This is a genomic window from Halobacillus sp. B29 (assembly GCF_052246755.1).
Lineage (GTDB): Bacteria > Bacillota > Bacilli > Bacillales > Halobacillaceae > Halobacillus > Halobacillus halophilus.
This window is the reverse complement of the sequence record NZ_JBQQCM010000005.1, coordinates 39,099-57,186: the sequence shown is the minus strand read 5'-3', so window position 1 is coordinate 57,186 and position 18,088 is coordinate 39,099. Positions and strand designations below refer to the sequence as shown.

General features: G+C 41.7%; 14 protein-coding genes. 9 read left to right on the top strand and 5 right to left on the bottom strand.

The features are described 5' to 3' along the window. Positions 1 to 171: 171 nt before the first annotated feature. A complete protein-coding gene (locus ACTWP7_RS08160; RefSeq protein ID WP_443122911.1) occupies positions 172 to 1,323 on the bottom strand; it encodes a S1C family serine protease in 1,152 nt (383 codons plus the stop codon). A gap of 193 nt (positions 1,324 to 1,516) precedes the next feature. Between ACTWP7_RS08160 and ACTWP7_RS08155 the strand changes: the two genes are divergently transcribed. From ACTWP7_RS08155 to ACTWP7_RS08145, 3 genes are all read left to right on the top strand, one after another. Further along, positions 1,517 to 2,209 carry a response regulator transcription factor gene (locus ACTWP7_RS08155; protein WP_443122761.1) on the top strand — a complete coding sequence of 231 codons (693 nt, stop codon included), beginning with the start codon at positions 1,517 to 1,519 and terminating at the stop codon, positions 2,207 to 2,209. Further along, entirely contained in the window at positions 2,206 to 3,537 is a 1,332-nt protein-coding gene (locus tag ACTWP7_RS08150) for an ATP-binding protein (protein WP_443122760.1), read from the top strand. Before ACTWP7_RS08155 ends, ACTWP7_RS08150 begins: the two co-directional genes overlap by 4 nt. A 66-nt stretch (positions 3,538 to 3,603) precedes the next feature. Beyond that, positions 3,604 to 4,125: an acyl-CoA thioesterase gene (locus tag ACTWP7_RS08145; protein WP_014644996.1), complete on the top strand. Its 522-nt coding sequence runs from the start codon at positions 3,604 to 3,606 to the stop codon at positions 4,123 to 4,125. A 48-nt stretch (positions 4,126 to 4,173) separates the two neighbouring features. Here the strand turns inward: ACTWP7_RS08145 and ACTWP7_RS08140 are convergent, their stop codons facing one another. The 3 genes from ACTWP7_RS08140 to ACTWP7_RS08130 form a co-directional block, all read right to left on the bottom strand. After that, positions 4,174 to 4,893 (bottom strand): ABC transporter ATP-binding protein, encoded by a 720-nt coding sequence (locus tag ACTWP7_RS08140; protein WP_443122759.1) that lies wholly within the window; start codon positions 4,891 to 4,893, stop codon positions 4,174 to 4,176. A gap of 1 nt (position 4,894) precedes the next feature. Next, positions 4,895 to 6,505 carry an ABC transporter permease gene (locus ACTWP7_RS08135; protein ID WP_443122910.1) on the bottom strand — a complete coding sequence of 537 codons (1,611 nt, stop codon included), beginning with the start codon at positions 6,503 to 6,505 and terminating at the stop codon, positions 4,895 to 4,897. Positions 6,506 to 6,703: 198 nt separating this feature from the next. Next, the gene (locus ACTWP7_RS08130) at positions 6,704 to 7,822 is read right to left on the bottom strand and encodes a Fe(3+) ABC transporter substrate-binding protein (protein ID WP_443122758.1); all 1,119 of its coding nucleotides are present in this window, start codon (positions 7,820 to 7,822) and stop codon (positions 6,704 to 6,706) included. 372 nt (positions 7,823 to 8,194) lie between these two features. Here ACTWP7_RS08130 and ACTWP7_RS08125 point away from each other — a divergent pair, with 372 nt between their 5' ends. From ACTWP7_RS08125 to ACTWP7_RS08100, 6 genes are all read left to right on the top strand, one after another. Beyond that, complete coding sequence (locus tag ACTWP7_RS08125; protein ID WP_443122909.1) at positions 8,195 to 9,601, top strand: alanine/glycine:cation symporter family protein; 1,407 nt, start codon at positions 8,195 to 8,197, stop codon at positions 9,599 to 9,601. A 140-nt stretch (positions 9,602 to 9,741) separates the two neighbouring features. Continuing rightward, the gene (locus tag ACTWP7_RS08120; RefSeq protein WP_443122757.1) at positions 9,742 to 11,640 is read left to right on the top strand and encodes an ABC-F family ATP-binding cassette domain-containing protein; all 1,899 of its coding nucleotides are present in this window, start codon (positions 9,742 to 9,744) and stop codon (positions 11,638 to 11,640) included. Between the two features lie 103 nt (positions 11,641 to 11,743). Then, positions 11,744 to 12,991: an aminopeptidase gene (locus ACTWP7_RS08115; RefSeq protein WP_443122756.1), complete on the top strand. Its 1,248-nt coding sequence runs from the start codon at positions 11,744 to 11,746 to the stop codon at positions 12,989 to 12,991. A gap of 1,019 nt (positions 12,992 to 14,010) precedes the next feature. Continuing rightward, entirely contained in the window at positions 14,011 to 15,495 is a 1,485-nt protein-coding gene (locus ACTWP7_RS08110) for a phytoene desaturase family protein (protein WP_443122755.1), read from the top strand. Positions 15,496 to 15,558: 63 nt separating this feature from the next. Next, positions 15,559 to 15,732 (top strand): hypothetical protein, encoded by a 174-nt coding sequence (locus ACTWP7_RS08105; RefSeq protein WP_173380438.1) that lies wholly within the window; start codon positions 15,559 to 15,561, stop codon positions 15,730 to 15,732. Between the two features lie 158 nt (positions 15,733 to 15,890). Continuing rightward, a complete protein-coding gene (locus tag ACTWP7_RS08100; RefSeq protein WP_443122754.1) occupies positions 15,891 to 17,417 on the top strand; it encodes a BCCT family transporter in 1,527 nt (508 codons plus the stop codon). A 41-nt stretch (positions 17,418 to 17,458) separates the two neighbouring features. Here ACTWP7_RS08100 and kynB read toward each other — a convergent pair whose 3' ends face one another. Continuing rightward, positions 17,459 to 18,079, bottom strand: a complete 621-nt coding sequence (gene kynB / locus ACTWP7_RS08095; RefSeq protein WP_443122753.1) for an arylformamidase — start codon at positions 18,077 to 18,079, stop codon at positions 17,459 to 17,461. Positions 18,080 to 18,088: the final 9 nt, after the last annotated feature.

The window sequence follows — 18,088 nt, the reverse complement described above, 5'->3', positions numbered from 1 at the left end:
TAGAACAATAAAAAAAGGGTATCCACGAGCGATCGATGGATACCCTTACAAGAGAGAGGTTTTTATGGTTTTTGAAAATAGTTAGCATGCCTGGTGGTAAGAACGACAACTACCTCAGAAGTGCCGGGCTAAGTCCACTTCCTTCAATTGTCTCCCACCGGATTTATTATCTTATTGAGAAGAAAGGTTAAGATCTACTTTCATAGGTTCTCCGTCTCGGTAAACGGTTAGTTCAACAGTTTCACCATCTTTTACATCGTTATAAAGGAATTGACGCAGATCCATAAGTGATTCAATCTTATTGCCATCAATTTCAGTAATTACATCGTATTGACTTAGGTTTGCTTTCTGAGCAGGAGAGTTCTCAGCAACTGCCTGGACAATAACGCCTTTAGAAAGATCAGCAGGCAGGTTTAGATCTCTCTGTAGAATAGATCCGGGAACTTGGCTGAGATCTTGAAGAGATACACCCATGTAAGGGCGTTTTACTTCACCATTTGTCTCAAGATCTTTAATGACTGGTTTAGCTACGTTCATTGGGATGGAGAAGCCAATCCCTTCTACTTCTTCTTTAGCGATTTTCATAGAATTAATACCTATGACTTCACCTTGCAGGTTAACGAGCGCACCGCCGCTGTTCCCCGGGTTAATCGCTGCGTCCGTTTGAATAACTTCGGTTTGCCAGTCTGGCTGTTGGTCTCCATTAAGATCTACAGGGATATTTCTCTCGAGACCACTGACAATTCCTTTCGTTGCGGAACCTGCGAATTCCATGCCAAGCGGGTTACCTATGGCTATGGCTGTTTCTCCGACCTCTACGTCTTCTGCTTTAGCTAAGTCGGCAACCTTTTTGACATGTTCGCTATCTATTTGTAAAACGGCCAGGTCTGTTAATGGATCACTGCCTTTTAGTTCAGCTTCTACCTTCTTACCACCACTTATGACAACTTCAAGACTGCTAGCCTTTTCTACAACATGGTGGTTCGTTACAACATAAGCTTGATCACCATCTTTTTTGTAAATGACACCAGAACCTGTACCGGCTTTTTGAGTTCCTTGAGGTGTTTCTTGCATTTTACTAACTCCAACTACAGCTTCAGATGCCGCGTTGATTGCCTGGGTAGTAGCGCTTTGGGACTCACCCAGGTTCAATTCATCAGCTTGAGCGGTAGGCTTGTCTGTATTAACGTTTATTGAAACGCCTTTCCATTGAAAAACTGTGGTTACTATGAAAACAGCTATAATAGCTCCTAATACACTGAATGCTAATCCTGTACGTTTATAACTACGCTTGGCTTGGTTTTTGTTTTCTTCGTCCATCATTTTACGCAATGACCTCCCTTAAAGGAATAAGTGCTGCTGACTAATTCGTGCTGTGTTTCTTTGTACAATTCTTATTCTACGACTCATATATGGAATGATTTTGGAGAAAATGTGGAAAAAGTGTGTAAAACGAGAGGAGAGTAAAAAAATATGAGATGATAGAGAAAACCTGAACTTTAGGAAGGTGATCCGAGTGAATCAATTCGTTGGATTGGTAGAAGATGATCCAAATATTAGAGATATAGTAGAAGGATATTTAAAAAAAGAAGGACTGAAAGTAACAGCAGTTGAGACAGCAGAGAAAGCGTGGGAAATATTTGAAAGTGAATCGCCTGATTTATGGGTGCTGGATATTATGCTTCCTGGAATGGATGGCTATGAATTCTGTAAAAAAGTAAGAGAGAGCTCCCAGGTCCCGATTATAATCATATCAGCTAAGGATGAAGAAGTAGATAAGATCCTTGGATTGGAACTTGGCGGAGATGATTATTTGACCAAGCCTTTCAGTCCTCGGGAGCTTGTGGCAAGAGTTAAACGTCATTTGAAACGCTGGGAAGTGATGCAGCCAGAACAGCATTCCATGGAAGATAGAATTGAAAGCGGAGAACTCCTTTTACATGAAGGAGAACGTAGAGCTTACTTTCAGGATGAAGAAGTAGAGGTAACCACGAAGGAATTCGAAATGCTCAGGATTTTGGCGTCTCAAGTAAACCGTGCATTTTCCAGGGAGGAATTATTAGTAAAGGTATGGGGGGAAGACTACTTTGGCAGTGACCGGGCCGTTGATGACCTTGTTAAGCGATTGCGCAAAAAGATGAAGCAGCTTCCTCTTGAAACCGTATGGGGATATGGCTATAGGCTGCGTGACAAAGGACAGTCCTCATGAAACTCCTCTATCAACTGAATGCAGCATTTACTGCTTTAATCATCATCATTATGTCAATTACTGCTTTTTTCATCTACTCTCTTTTAATGGACATGCTGATCCAGGATGAACAAAGACAGCTTAAAGCGAGGGCAGAACTATTAATTGATATTATTAGCGAGGAAGATGCTTCAAGAAGTCCTCAGTTATCTCAGCTGCTTCAGGATCGAAATTACCCTATCCTATTATTTAACCAGAATGACAATAATATTTTATTTCGTACGATGCCACCGTCCATCGCGCGTACCTGGATCGCGGAATACGAAAGTGAACTTAAGAATCAGGAAGTCTGGGAAAGCGGGGGAGAGAAGTACGTCATCTATGACTTTCCATTGTCCGAAGAAAATGATGAAGTTCTCGTGATGGCGACACCGCTCAATGATTTGCAGGCCGTGCAATCGGTATTCGCGTTTCGGATGGTGGTCGTTTTCTTTATTGGACTGGTTCTTGCTATTGTGGTTAGCTACTTCCTGACACGCAGACTGGTGACACCTCTGACGAAGTTAAAACAAGAAGTTAAAAAAATTGAGAAACGGCAATTTAAGGATGTGCGTCCTGTAGAAGCTACTGGTGAAATTAAAGAAGTAGAACAAAGTGTTCGTCACATGGCAGAGGAACTGGCCCGCTATATACACTCTCAGAAACAATTCTTTCAAAATGCTTCCCATGAACTGAAAACACCGCTTATGTCCATTCAAGGTTATGCGGAAGGGATCCGTGATGGTGTGTTCGAAGGAGAAGCGGCCGAAAAGGGGTTAAATGTGATGGTCAGTGAGACGGATCGTTTGAAAAAAATAGTAAATGAAATGATTCTGCTCGCCAAATTGGACAGCAGTGAAGATGTATATCATCCTGAGCGCACGGAGATTATCGAACTAGTTCATCAGGCAAAGGACAGGCTCTTGCCGTTAGCTCAGGAAAAAGGGGTGGAAATTGAGGTGGACACCAATGATTTATTTTACTCTAAAGTAGATCAGGAGAGGGTACTGCAAGCCTTTATAAACATATTAAGTAATGCTGTCCGCCATGCTCAAAATAAGATTCAAATTCATACGTTCAGAGATGAAAAAGGTCTCAGAGTCCACGTAAGTGATGATGGAGAAGGAATTCCTGAAGATCTTCTGCCTCAATTATTTGAACGTTTCATTAAGGGAAAAGAAGGGGAAACAGGACTGGGTCTGGCTATTTCAAGAGCCATTATCGAGCGAAGCGGTGGAAAAATTCAAGCCGCCAACAACTCAGACCAGCCGGGGGCCTTATTCAAAATCCATTTACCCCCAGAAGGTTGATTTTAGACGTTCATGGTATACTATCATCAGAGAACGATTCCATAGAATAAAGGAGAGACGAAACTAATGGATGCAAAACCATGTATAGATTCACTTACGGTTAAAAGCTCACATGTACTGCCACCTGACACGAATAGTCACGGAACTTTATTTGGAGGCAGATTGATGGCCTATATTGATGATGTAGCTGCTATTGCTGCGGTCCGGCATTGCCGGAAGCCGGTCGTAACAGCTTCAACAGATTCGGTTGACTTTCTGCAGCCTGTTCAGGAAGGAGACACGATTTGTGTAGAGGCATTTGTTACCTACACTCATAACACCTCCATGGAAGTGTTTGTCAAAGCGACTACTGAAAATTTACTATCAGGCGACCGCAAAGTGTGTACCACCGCTTTTCTATCGATGGTTGCGGTAGATGACAACAACCAGCCTTCCAATGTACCAGGTGTCTATCCAGAAACAGAAGAAGAACAGTGGCTGCATGACGGAGCGAAGAGACGTCATGAATACCGTAAAGAAAGACGGAAAGAATCGAAAGAGCTTGCGGAGAAATTCGGAACTAAATTGCCTTGGAAAAGAAATAGGTAAGAAAAAAACGCTGCCGTGTGGAACGGCAGCGTTTTTTTATGGATGGGTCTAGGGGATATTGACGAATTCTTTCTGATTGGCTTGTTGATCGTAACGTGAGGTGCAAATGGAGTTCCAGTCGTGGGCTGCTCCATCTCTCATCGTTATAATGCGATCAGCTATAGCTCTTGAATCTTCACGATCATGAGTTACAAAAATAGAAGTGATCCCTGTCTTCTTAATAATTTCTTTCAATTCATTACGGATTTTAATTTGTAGATCCGCGTCTAAGTTGCTGAAAGGTTCATCCAGAAGCAGTAAAGAAGGTTTAGGAGCAAGTGCTCGCGCCAGAGCAATCCGCTGCTGCTGGCCGCCGCTTAATTCATGCGGATATCGCTTGGCATAGCTTTCCATATTAACGAGTTCAAGAACTTCCTGAACTCGATTTTTCTTAGCTTTCCGCCCAAAACCTTTCAGTCCAAACTGAATATTTTCGCTCACATTCATGTGAGGAAAGAGAGCATAGTCCTGAAATACCATACCAATGCCGCGCTTTTCAGGTAATATGAAACGGCGATCGTCAGTCATCACTTGATCATTGATCTCAATTTTTCCGCAGCTTGGAGTTTCCAGTCCGCAAAGCAATCGCAGTATTGTACTTTTACCGCTGCCGCTCTCTCCAAGAATCGAGATTATTTCACCCTGTTCAATTGTTAAATTAAAATTTTGTATGGTGTTATTTTTTGAATTTCCATAGCTAAAGCAAAGGTCTTCAATTTGGATAAACATATCAATTAGGCTCCTTTTCTAATACTTGGTGGAAAATATAGATGGCAATCCCGCTAATAAGAACGATTATAATAGAAGCGAGCGAAGCTTCATGAATTTGTTCATCGCTTGCGTATTGAAAGGCTTTAGTAGATAAGGTATCAAAGTTAAATGGTCTTAAAATAAGAGTTAAAGGAAGTTCTTTTAATATTTCAATAAAAGCAAGAATAAACCCGCTGATTAGTGGACCTTTAACCATCCGAAGGTCTACCTTAAAGAAAGTTTTGGTTAAATTCATTCCGAGCATACGGGAAGCTTCCGTAAATTTGTTGCCGATTTTATCAAAGCCAGACTCCATCGAGTTATATCCAATGGCAAGAAAGCGAATCACATATGCTGAAACCAGCATGAACAAGCTGGTACTTAAGAATAAGGTAGGTTCCATACCAATAAATTCGTAGTAACTAAATAACAAGTTATCAATTTGGATGAAGACGGTGCTTATTCCAACGGCGATGACTGCACCTGGAATTGAGTATCCCAGTATGGTAACCCGTGCGGCTGACTTAGAAAGGATACTCTGGTGCATTCGTGAAAAGTTCGCAATGATCACAGCAAATATGATAATGGCAGTTGCCCCAGTAAAGGAAACGAGCAGCGAGTTCCAAATAAGCTGCATAAACTGCGGAGAGGCAATTTTATCAAATGTTAGGAACATCCAATCGACTAACTGAATAAACGGAATCAAAAATCCGAGTAAAAATATGATCAGACTGTAACTGAAAGCGGACCATGCTTTAGCTCCTTTAAGCTTTATTGGAGTCAGCGGCCTCACTTTAGCTTGAGAATAACTGTACTTCTTACGGCCTCGCAAAACTTTTTCCAGAATGAGAATACCAAACACAATAAACATGAGTGTAGCAGATAGTTTAATAGCTGAGCTCAAGTCGTTCATTCCAAACCACGTCTGGAAAATCGCCGTACTGAAAGTAGGAATTCCAAAGTATTGCACAACACCGTAGTCATTCAGTACTTCCAAAAGGACCAGACTTACGCCTCCTACAATTGCACTTCGTGAAATCGGTAGCACCACACGGAAGAAGATTTCCCAGGGATTCCTCCCAAGCAGCCGGGCGTTCTCAACTAGAGAAGCAGATTGATTCATTAAAAACCCTCTTGTGATCGTGTAAACATAAGGAAACAGAAAGAGGGTAAAGATAAAAACGGCTCCCGGAAGAGTTAATATATCAAAATAGGATTGGTTGACTTCCCATCCTAATTGATTTCGAAGAGTTGACTGGATGACTCCTGTATAATTCAGAATGCCATTGTACGTGTATCCCGCGATATAGGGCGGGATAGCTAAAGGGAGAATAAGACCCCATTTAAAGAACTTTTTCATAGGAAAATCATAAGCGGAGACAAGCCAGGCTAAGCTCGTTCCAATTAAAATTGTGAGAGCTCCTGTAAATATGATTAGCAAACTTGTATTTTTAAGCAGATCGGGAAGAATAAACTCCTGAATGTGAGCCCAGTTATCAGCTTCTTGAGTAAAAAAATTAATTAGAATAGTTAGGTTTGGGAGCAAGATGAGTATGACAATGATCAAGCTAAGCAGAGACCATATGTTCATATACCCAGGCAGCTTACGGAACAGCTTCAATCGGGACACGTCCTTTAGGGCATCGTTGAGTTCAATCCTCAATCCATCAGGCAGCCTTGTGTCTAATGGATTCAAGAGTGAACACCTATAAAAATGATAACAGTTCTCAATTGATTTGTATATATACCAAGTGCCGTACTCTAAGAGTACGGCACTTGCGCATTAGTATTACTTCCAGCCTACTTCGTTCATAATTTTAACTGCTTTATCGTTGTTTTCTCCAAGCTTAGAAAGATTAATGTCCTGCTCTTTAAATTCTCCCCAGCTCTTAAGAAGCTCAGATGGCTCTACATCTGGGTTCACAGGATATTCATAGTTAGCTTCTGCGAATTGTTTCTGTGCTTCTTCTGTCGTCAGAAATTCCAAGAATTTCTGCGCATTTTCTTTATTTTTACTGCTGGCTGTCATCCCGATTCCACTGATATTAACGTGAGTCCCTGTTGAATCCTGGTTAGGGAAGATAACGCCAAGCTGTTCTCCAACTTTCACTTCTTCTGGATCTTCAGAGTTCAGAAGTTTTCCAAGGTAGTACGTGTTCATAACGGCTACGTCACCTTCGCCTGCTGCAACAGCTTTAGCTTGGTCACGGTCACCGCCTTTTGGTTCGCGTGCCATGTTATCAACGATTCCCTGTGCCCATTCTTTTGCTTTCTCTTCTCCTTCTAAAGCAATCATAGAAGCAAGAAGAGACTGATTATAAATGTTAGAAGAAGAGCGAATCAGCACTTTATCCTGGAATTGATCTTTTGTAAGATCCATGTAAGTTTGAATATCTTCCTCATTTACACGCTCTTTATGGTAAGCAATAACTCTTGCTCTTTTTGTAAGTCCGAACCATTGACCTTCTTGATCACGAAGTTTCTCAGGAATATTCTCATTTAGAACATCACTGTTGACCTCTTGCAGGAGATCCTGAGATTTTGCTCTATATAAACGTCCTGCATCAGCAGTCATTAACAAGTCAGCTTCAGAAGCCTTTCCTTCACGATCAAGACGTGCAATCAGTTCATCATCGTCGCCTTTAATTACATTAACTTTAATACCAGTTTGTTCTGTAAATGTATCATATAGCTCCTGATCAGTTTCGTAATGACGGCCCGTGTATAGATTTACTTCGCCGCCTGATTCTTGAGAAGCGTTCTCTTCGGAGGAACCTTCATCAGAAGAGCTTTCTTCAGTACCTTCATTTTCATTGGAAGAGCCTTCATCGTTACCGCTGCCGCATGCAGCTAAAGCAAAGATGGATACAATCAGCATAATGCTTACTAAAAACCATTTGTTTTTCATTTCCTTCACCTCATATGTATACTATTGTTTTTCCTTATTGAAAATGATTTTCAATCCCATTTACTATTGTAATGAAAATAAACCTCAAGTCAATAGAAAGATAAAAACTTTGGTATTTTGTCTTAACTGTAAAATCTCCCACTTCCTTTTTTCCAAATTTACTTCCTATTATGTAAGATGACGTTTCTATATTTGTAAAAATATTTCATTTGAGTCTAAGTAGGTTTATTGGTAGATTAATAAAGGTGTTTTTAATTAGAAAGCGGTTTAATTCTGCATTATATTGGGAAATGTTCCATAATTGGCAATTATTTGAATAAAATTCGGAGGTGGAGAAGCTTGGGTGCTTTACTTGAAACCTTAAATACTTACATGTGGGGTTACATACTTGTGGCTACCCTGCTAGGTTGTGGGTTATGGTTTTCGATTAAACTTAATTTTGTGCAGTTCCGCTACATTCCTGAAATGATTAAGGTTCTGTTCGACAAGCGTTCAATTTCGACAGATGGGAAAAAAGGTACATCCCCATTCCAGGCATTTGCTATTAGTACGGCTTCCAGGGTGGGAACAGGTAACTTAGCTGGTGTAGCTGCTGCAATCACGGTTGGTGGACCAGGCGCTGTGTTTTGGATGTGGCTTGTTGCGATACTCGGTGGAGCATCGGCTTTTATTGAGAGTACATTGGCGCAAATTTATAAGGTTCCTGATAAAGATCAATATCGGGGCGGTCCGGCTTATTATATGGAAAAAGGGCTCAAGAACCGTAAGCTTGGTATTCTTTTTGCTATTACAATTACATTTACTTATGGGCTGGTATTTAGTTCTGTTCAGTCGAATACGATCAGGCTTGCTTTTGAAAGGTCATTTGATATTCAAAAATGGGTGATGGGCGGAATTTTAACTTTGATTGTGGCCTTAATTATTTTCGGAGGCTTAAAACGCATTGCACAGGTTACTCAGTACATTATTCCGATTATGGCAATCTTCTATATTATTCTGGCTGCTTATGTGCTTTTCATTAATTTTGGTGAAGTTCCAACTATGATCGGTCAAATCTTTCAAGGAGCCTTTGGGTTTAGAGAGATAGCCGGCGGTACCTTCGGCGGTATGATTTTAATAGGTATTAAGCGGGGGCTGTTTTCCAACGAAGCTGGAATGGGGAGTGCTCCTAACGCTGCTGCTACATCAGAAGTGACACACCCAGTTAAACAAGGATTAATTCAAACCCTTGGCGTATTTACAGATACCTTACTTATCTGTAGCGCTACTGCTGTAATTATTCTCTTTGCAGGTGATTATGTAGGTACTGACCTTGATGGCATTCAACTCACTCAGTCGGCCTTTGAATCTGAGTTAGGGACATGGGCTTCGATCTTTATTGCGGTCGCTATATTCTTATTTGCTTTCAGTTCTATCATTGGAAATTATTATTATGGTGAAACAAATATTGAGTTCATTAAATCCAGTTCATCTAATATTTTCATCTATCGTATCGCTGTACTGTTCATGGTAATGTTTGGCGCGGTTGCAGAATTTGCTCTTGTCTGGTCGCTTGCAGATTTAACAATGGGGATTATGGCTTTAATTAACCTTTATGCCATTTTCCGATTATCCTCCGTGGCTTACGATGCGCTAAAGGATTACAGGAAGCAGCGTGTGGCAGGGAACGATCCGGTCTTCTATCAGGATCACCTTCCGGATGTTGAAGGAATGGAGTATTGGAGACGGGACCAGCCGATTGAAGCAGAGGAAACGGAGAGACAAGCTCAACAAAGGTAAGGATTGCCCCAGGACTTTTAAAGTCCTGGGGTTTTTAGATCCGTACAAGGAAGGTCGCTACATATATGAGCTTCACTCAGCACTCAGCTGAGCTCATGTGATATGATGGGAAAAGATTCGTGTGAAAAAGGATGAGCGTGATGAGTATTTTATCAATTGATCATATGAGCAAAAGTTTCGGAGATAAGGATTTATTTGAAGATATATCGTTTACCATAACCAATCAGCAGCGAATTGGGCTTATTGGTGTAAATGGTACAGGCAAGTCGACTTTGCTAAAAATTTTAGCAAAACTGGAAACAGCGGACAGTGGGCAAATCGATCATGCTAAAGACTTTACGGTTGAATATTTACCTCAAGAACCGGACTTGGTAGAGGATAAAACTGTGCTGGAACAGATCTATTACGGTGATTCAGAGATAATGAGAGTGATGAGAAAGTATGAACAGGTGATGCTTGAGCTGTCTGAAAATCCAGAAGACCCGGATGTGCAGCAGCGAATGTTGGACCTGCAGCAAAAGATGGAGGAGAAAAATGCCTGGGAAGCCAATACTGTGGCTAAGACGGTGCTCTCAAAGCTTGGAATTGAGTCATACCAAAAACAGGTAAAAGATTTGTCAGGTGGCCAGAAAAAGCGAGTAGCTATCGCGAAAGCACTAATTCAGCCAGCCGATTTGCTGCTTCTTGATGAACCTACCAACCATTTAGACAATGAAACCATTGAATGGCTGGAGGAATACTTGGCCTCTTATAAAGGCGCGTTGATAGTCATTACTCATGATAGATATTTCTTAAATCGAGTAACCAACTTAATTTATGAACTGGATAAAGGGAGTTTATATATTTATGAAGGAAACTACGAAACTTTCTTAGAAAAAAAAGCAGAACGTGAAGAATGGGAACGCCAGGCTGAACAAAAGCACCGTAATACACTAAAAAGAGAGTTAGCCTGGCTGAAAAGTGGTGTGAAAGCCCGTACGACCAAACAGAAGGCTAGGAAACAGCGCGTAGAAGCAATGAAGGATGAGACGTTTGATACGCATAAAGAGCAGGTGGACATGGCCATCGGTTCGACAAGACTAGGAAATCAAGTTATTGAATTAGATGATGTATCCCTGGCCTTTGGGTCCCACCAAATTGTTGAGAACTTAAATTATCTCGTCGTACCAGGTGAACGTTTAGGAATTATTGGAGCGAATGGTTCTGGGAAAACAACACTTTTAAATATTATGGCAGAAAAAATTAAGCCGGATGCTGGCGAGGTAAAGGTTGGTTCGACTGTTAAGATTGGTTATTATACCCAAGACCACGAAGAACTGGACGAATCCCTTAAAGTTATCGAATATATTAAAGAAGTGGCTGAAGTCATTACTACGGCTGATGGTGACGAAGTATCTGCGGAGCAGATGCTCGAACGCTTTTTATTCCCGAGACCTCAGCAATGGACGTATATTAAACGCCTATCAGGTGGAGAGCGCCGCAGGCTTTACCTGCTTCGCGTACTCATGAGTGAACCAAATGTATTGTTTTTAGATGAGCCTACGAACGACTTAGATACAGAAACGCTTAGTGTGTTGGAAGATTATCTGGACCAATTTCCAGGGGTCGTTATTACGGTTTCTCACGATCGCTACTTTCTCGACCGGACGATTGACAAGATCGTTGCATTTGAAGAGGAAAAAATCCGGCGTTTTTATGGAAACTACTCAGAGTATTTAGAGCAGCGCCGAAAAGAAGCGAAGGAAGAGGATAGTAAAAGAAAAAACTCTTCTGCCCAGGAAGCAACCAGAAGATCCAACAGAAAACGTAAACTTACCTATCGTGAAAAACAAGAATGGGAAACCATTGAAGATGAAATTGCCACTTTAGAAACTCAACTTGAGGAAACGGAAGAAGAAATTTCAGCTGCGGCGAGTGACTTCGATAAGGTACAAGGGCTGTATAAAAAGCAAGAAGAACTCGAAAACGAATTAGAAGCGAAGATGGAACGTTGGGAAGAACTTTCATTAATTGTGGAAGAAATCGAAAGTGATGGATAATACTAAGAGACCCGGAACATCTCGGGTCTCTTATTGTGACATGAGAATGTAAATATGGAATAATGAATACGGATACAATAATTCGACAAGGAGGAAGTACAAAATGAGAATGCCAAGTCAAGATAAACTGGAAAAATATGCAGAACTGGCTTTAAGAACAGGAGTCAATTTACAAGAACAACAAAAATTGATGATCAACTCTACCATTGAAGGTGCTGAATTTACTCGTGTCGTCGCAAAGAAGGCTTTCGAGATGGGGGCTGAGGATGTACATATTAATTGGAGTGACGATGAACTCACGCGAATGAAATATGAGTATGCGTCACAAGAGACATTATCTGAAGTTCCAGAATGGCAGCAGCAAAAGTTCACTTACTTTGCTGAACAAGGGGCTGCAATCCTTTCCATCCGTTCTACTGACCCTGATCTACTAAAAGGTATCGATGCAGGCAAGGTGGCAGCTGCTAATAAGGCAAGGTCAGAAGCAATGTCGACGTTCAGAAATTACACGATGAATGACCGCCTCCAGTGGTCAATTGTAAGCATCCCTATTCCGGCTTGGGCCCAAAAGATTTTCCCGGGAGAAAGCGAAGAAACGGCTCAGGATAAACTGTGGGAGCAGATCTTCAGTATTGTCCGCGTCGACCAGAAAGATCCGATAGCTGCGTGGGAAGAACACAATAAAACCTTGATTAAGGCCCGAGAATATTTGAATAAAAAACAATACAGCAAGCTGGTTTATAAGGCACCTGGCACCGATTTAGAGGTAGCTCTTCCAAAAGGACATATTTGGAAAGGCGGTCCTGCAACGACAGAGAAGGAAAAGATTCAATTCAATCCAAATATGCCGACAGAGGAAGTGTTCACCGCTCCTCATAAGTACGGAGTAGATGGTAAAGTAACATGTACGAAGCCTTTGAACTACGGAGGGAACGTAATCGATGGTTTTACTCTTACTTTTAAAGAGGGGAAAGTAACTGACTTTTCTGCTGAAGAAGGAGAAGAGACATTAAAGCATTTGCTTGATACAGATGAAGGTTCTCGTCGTCTGGGAGAATTGGCACTTGTACCGCATGAGTCACCCATTTCTCAGTCTGGATTAATATTCTACAATACTTTGTACGATGAAAATGCTTCCTGCCACTTAGCACTTGGAAAAGCCTATCCTAACAATATGACAGGCGGCTCTGATATGAGTGAAGAGGAACTTGATCAAAACGGTATTAACCACAGTTTGTCTCATGTTGATTTTATGATGGGGTCCGACAAATTGGATATTGATGGAATTATGGAAGACGGAACAAAAGAAGCTGTCATGCGCCAAGGCAGCTGGGCAATTTCATTCGAATAAGAAGAAGCAGAAAAGACGACCGGTAAAATAGCCAGGTCGTCTTTTTTAAATGAGTACGGTGAAAATAGCTTCGTTAGATTGTGCTGATCTTAAAGATAAGCTCCCTTTTCTGTAAGACTCAGTTTCGAGATAATTCGGGTCCGTTGCAAACATTAGATGATGGCGGCTACGGAAACAACTCGCTTTCCTGCGGGGGAACTGGCAAGCCTCCTTAGTCGTTAACACTCCTTGTGGGGTCTCACCTAGCTCCTTCTCCCGTTCTTACACTCATGATAGATGGATTCATAACCTAATTCCTAAACGGCATGGAGAGCTATCCAGCTCCAGCACCTAGCGTCTAGTGAGACTTCCCTCGCTTCTGTACGATAAGGCAACATCGAATCGCTCCGCTCTTCGTGTTTTCTTTATCTCCGCCAGCTCAGTCCAGTCCATACGCCGCTGACCAAGGTGCTTCCGCTTTCAAATTGGGAGTCTCGTCGTTTCCTCCGCCACCCCAACGATATCTAGTGAACGGACCTTTCCAGAAGAGGAAAGTTCTTCTCCTTAATCTGCATGAAATGCTTTTATAACAGGCTATCGTGCATCGTTACATCCTGAAAACAGGTGTAAAACCATACGTCTTAATTCCACATCAAGCAGGTATGTTTGATGTGATTTCGAGCATCTGATTTGGCCAGGTCCGGAGGGGGATGATGAAGACTCCTGCGGGATGAACATGATCGGTGAGACCCCGGAGAGCGTTAGCTCGAGGAGGCTCAGCACATGCCCGCGGAAAGCGAATCATCCCCCGCAGGACCTTTAAACTAATCCGATATCTCGAAAGTGAGTCTTCAACAATCCGGCCCTATAGCGAAATAACTTGATTATTTTTATGACTTGGGGGCTTTTTATAAGTTTTGTGAGAGGAGAAGGTAAATAAATACCTCTTTTCTGGAAGGTAGAATCCCGATGAATCTTCAATAGGCTCATACTCATTTAAAATGAATAAAGAGAGGGAAAGAGTAAACCAAAGGAAGGCGATGCCAATGAAGTATGATGTATGTATAGTAGGGGCAGGTTTTGGAGGACTCGCAGCAGCAGCAGAGTTGACTCGAAAAGGAATGAGTGTAGCTGTACTGGAAGCATCTAATGAGTTAGGCGGCAGTGCAGGCAAATATGAGCGCCAGGGTTATCGATTTCAGTCAGGAGCAACTGTGGGGATGGGTTTTGAGCCAGGTGGTGTTTTCGACCGTCTGTATACATCTCTTGGTTTGGATAAACCTTCCATGACATTATTGAACCCAATCATGGATATCCATATGCCTGATCGAACTATCCATTATTATAGTAAGAAAGAACAATGGTATAACGAAATTGAACATCATTTTCCTGAGGATGCCTCCAGGATTCAAGCTTTCTATGAGGAAGTTTTTAGAGTGGGAGAAATGGTAGATGCTATGGTTGAGAAGCTTCCTGTTTTTCCACCGAAAACCTTGAGTGACTGGATCCGATTAACTCCCATGATCAGTCGCAACTCCATTCAATTACTTCCTTACATGAACCAGACCGTCTATGATCGATTGAAAAAATATAATCTTCACCAAAATCGACTGTTTAAGATCTTTTTAAATGGAGAATTAATGGACAGTGTACAAACAAGTGTAGAAAGGTGTCCAGCTTTTCTGGGATTTACGGCTTTGCAAACGTTCCATAAAGGAGCATTTGCTGTGCACGGAGGATTGGCTTCTGTAGCTGAACAATTATCGAAGTATATTAAGGAGAGTGGGAATGAGGTGTTTTTACGCCACCCCGTCCATGTAGTGGAAAAGAAGGGTTCAGGCTATCATTTGCATTCTAAGCGAAGCAAGGTGTTTGAATCAGATTATGTCATTTTAAATAATTCTGTTCACAATTTACATGATACATTGTCAGAAGAATTAAGAAACCAATCCTATATTAAGCCGGAAAAAGAAAAGTCAAGAGAAGCTTGGGGAGCATTCATTATTCATGCGGGCGTTCACGAAGACGTTTTTAATCATACCGATGTACTTTACCACCAATTTATCGATCCGAATCATCCTGATGATTTGCATGATGGAGGGCAGTTCTTACTATCCCTTTCAGATCCCTCTGATGATCAAATGGCGCCTGCAGGTATGCGCTCATTGACAATTTCTACCCATACAAACGTATCTCAGTGGTGGGAGAGTGAAGATTATGAGGCTGTAAAAAAGCAGATGAGTCAACGATTGATAGATACAGTAAATCATTATTTTCCTGGATTTGAAGATCGTCTGGATCTTGTTTTACCCGGTTCACCAGTTACTTTTCAGAAGTGGCTGCGCAGAGATCAAGGGAAAGTAGGGGGATATGCACCTACCGGTAAGTACAGTTGGATCCGAAGCTATTCCATTCGTACAGGGATTAAAGGTATTTACCAATGTGGAGATACCGTTTTCCCAGGTGCTGGGACCCTTGGAGTAACCCTTTCCGGGTTAATGGCAGCTAAGGAACTTACAAGATGATTGAAGAAAGTGAATTATGGGAATGAAAAAATATATACAAATGTACTGAGAGGAGTGGTGAGAATGCCAGGACCAGAAAACGAACTTCCAGGTTTCCAGGCAAACCCTAATGAGTTTGGGAAATGCAGTAATTGTGGTAAATTATTAACTTCGAAGAAAGAAGCCGAAGTTAAGCTTTGTAAAGAATGTCAAAAGCGTCATAAGGACAAAAATATAGAGTACGATGAAGCAGAATAAGCATTGACCACGACAACACTGTCGTGGTCAACTTGTGTTTAGAACTCCACCCAAACAATCATACGGCTAAAAGTTTAAACTTTACACCATAATAAGGATAGTGTTAGAGTATTTAATTGTGTTTAAAAGCATCCATCATACTATAAAGGAGTTCATCAATGAATAACAAACAAACAGGTCAAATTGATTGGCCGGTCTTCGGAATCAGTGGAGGAATTTTAGTACTCTTTGTGGTTGTAGCACTTATTGATATTAATTTAATAGAAACAATTGTTAACGAAAGCTTTGCCTGGTCAGCGAAATATTTCGGAGCGTTTTGGCAGGTGCTTATGCTTGCAACGTTCTTCGTGGGTATTGGGTTAGGTTTCTCTAAATATGGAAATATCAAAATGGGGAATATGGATAAGCCGGAAATTGGTCTTTACAAGTGGTTGTCCATTATTATGGCAACCCTTCTTGCTGGCGGAGGAGTATTCTGGGCAGCTGCTGAACCTATGTATCACTTCCTCACCGTTCCACCTTATCAGTCAGGAGTTGAAGCGGGAACGCAGGCAGCTATTAACCCTGCGCTTGCTCAAAGCTTTATGCATTGGGGCTTCTTGGCGTGGGCAATCCTCGGTACAATAAGTGCCGTTGTCATGATGTATGGTCATTATCATAAAGGCATGCCGATGAAACCACGTACTCTCTTGTATCCGATTTTTGGTGAAAAGATCCGCCATAGCTGGTTCGGAACATTAATTGATGCGTTCTCGGTTATTGCTGTGGCCGCAGGTACCATTGGACCAATAGGTTTTCTTGGTCTTCAGGCAAGTTATGGACTACAGGAAATATTCGGTATTCCTAATCAGTTCAGCACTCAGTTCACTATTATTTTTGCTGTGGTAATAATCTCTACCATTTCTGCAGTAACAGGGCTTTATAAAGGGATTCAGTATCTAAGTAGCTTTAATGTTCGATTAGCGATTGGTTTAATGGTGTTTATCGTGATCTTTGGACCTGGAGGATTTATCTTTAATCACTTTATCTCAGGTTTCGGAACTTATATTGATCAGTTTATTCCGATGAGTACCTTCCGCGGGGACACAGGATGGTTATCCGGATGGACAGTTTTCTTCTGGGGCTGGTTTATTGGGTACGGACCAATGATGGCTATTCTTGTTAGCCGCATATCAAGAGGCCGGACAATTCGTGATATTATTATTGCGGTTTCCGTATTTGCACCAGTCATTTCAACATTCTGGTTCACCGTATTAGGCGGTTCCGGAATATTCTTTGAACTAAATAATCCCGGCTCTGTATCGGACGCTCTTAGTGCAGCAGGGAACCCGGCAGCTATGTTCGCCATCACAGAACAGTTTCCGCTTGCCAGCGTAATTTCACCGCTGTTTCTAATCTTAACGATTCTATTTGTTGTTACGACGAGTGACTCCATGTCTTACACGATTGCTATGGCCGTAACCGGTGAAGGCAATCCACAAAGCTGGGTTCGTATATTCTGGGCTGTATTAATGGGCTCAGTAGCTGTTATTCTTCTGATTACAGGGGATAGCGGAATCACACAGCTTCAGAACTTTATCGTTGTGACAGCTGTTCCAGTTTCGCTTCTCTTACTGCCAATGATTTGGCTGGCACCTAAAGTGGCTAAGCAAATGGCAAAAGAACAAAATTTATTGAAAAAATAAGAAAAACTCGAGCGCATATGGTCTTCATATGCGCTCGAGTTTTATTTTTGCCGTAAGATTGCTCGTACTGGGCTGCCATCAGCTTCTTCCATTTTTAAAGGAAAAGCCATTAATTCATAAACACCTGGTGCTGCATGATCGAGTTCCAAACCTTCTAAAATCAAAATGTCATGCTTATATAAGGTGTGATGAGCCGCAAGGTCTTTACTCTCTACAGGGTCCACCGATGGTGTATCTATTCCAATGAGATCGATACCTTGAGAATGTAAAAATTCAGCTGCATCGCTGCTTATAACGGTGTAATGATCAGGAAATTCGTTCCGATTGTTCCAGCTTGTTGTACGGAATAGAAGCTTCGTTACACCTGTGTATTCAAAAGCACGAAGATCGTCTGCTTGAATGATGGTTTTCCCTTCCATATTTACGACTAGTGCATCACCGATAAAATGTTCAGGTGGTAGGTCCGCTATTTTAAGTCCATCTTCATCGTAGTGGAAAGGGGCGTCCACATGTGTGCCTGTGTGATTGCTCGCTTTAAATTGTCCGATGTTAACTGAACCCGTTTGCTCCATTGTCATCGTGCGTTCATATTGGAAAGGTTCATCACCGGGCCAGGCTGGTGTTTCGTTGTGCAGTGACATGGTTATATCAATGAGTTTCATAAAATCCTC

Coding starts and splice junctions, on each gene's coding strand:
- ACTWP7_RS08110 (WP_443122755.1), top strand. CDS start 14,011: ATGCCAATGAAGTATGATGTATGTATAGTAGGGGCAGGTTTTGGAGGA.
- ACTWP7_RS08160 (WP_443122911.1), bottom strand. CDS start 1,323: ATGATGGACGAAGAAAACAAAAACCAAGCCAAGCGTAGTTATAAACGT.
- ACTWP7_RS08115 (WP_443122756.1), top strand. CDS start 11,744: ATGAGAATGCCAAGTCAAGATAAACTGGAAAAATATGCAGAACTGGCT.
- ACTWP7_RS08105 (WP_173380438.1), top strand. CDS start 15,559: ATGCCAGGACCAGAAAACGAACTTCCAGGTTTCCAGGCAAACCCTAAT.
- ACTWP7_RS08125 (WP_443122909.1), top strand. CDS start 8,195: ATGTGGGGTTACATACTTGTGGCTACCCTGCTAGGTTGTGGGTTATGG.
- ACTWP7_RS08150 (WP_443122760.1), top strand. CDS start 2,206: ATGAAACTCCTCTATCAACTGAATGCAGCATTTACTGCTTTAATCATC.
- ACTWP7_RS08140 (WP_443122759.1), bottom strand. CDS start 4,893: ATGTTTATCCAAATTGAAGACCTTTGCTTTAGCTATGGAAATTCAAAA.
- ACTWP7_RS08100 (WP_443122754.1), top strand. CDS start 15,891: ATGAATAACAAACAAACAGGTCAAATTGATTGGCCGGTCTTCGGAATC.
- ACTWP7_RS08130 (WP_443122758.1), bottom strand. CDS start 7,822: ATGAAAAACAAATGGTTTTTAGTAAGCATTATGCTGATTGTATCCATC.
- ACTWP7_RS08145 (WP_014644996.1), top strand. CDS start 3,604: ATGGATGCAAAACCATGTATAGATTCACTTACGGTTAAAAGCTCACAT.
- kynB (WP_443122753.1), bottom strand. CDS start 18,079: ATGAAACTCATTGATATAACCATGTCACTGCACAACGAAACACCAGCC.
- ACTWP7_RS08120 (WP_443122757.1), top strand. CDS start 9,742: ATGAGTATTTTATCAATTGATCATATGAGCAAAAGTTTCGGAGATAAG.
- ACTWP7_RS08135 (WP_443122910.1), bottom strand. CDS start 6,505: ATGAACATATGGTCTCTGCTTAGCTTGATCATTGTCATACTCATCTTG.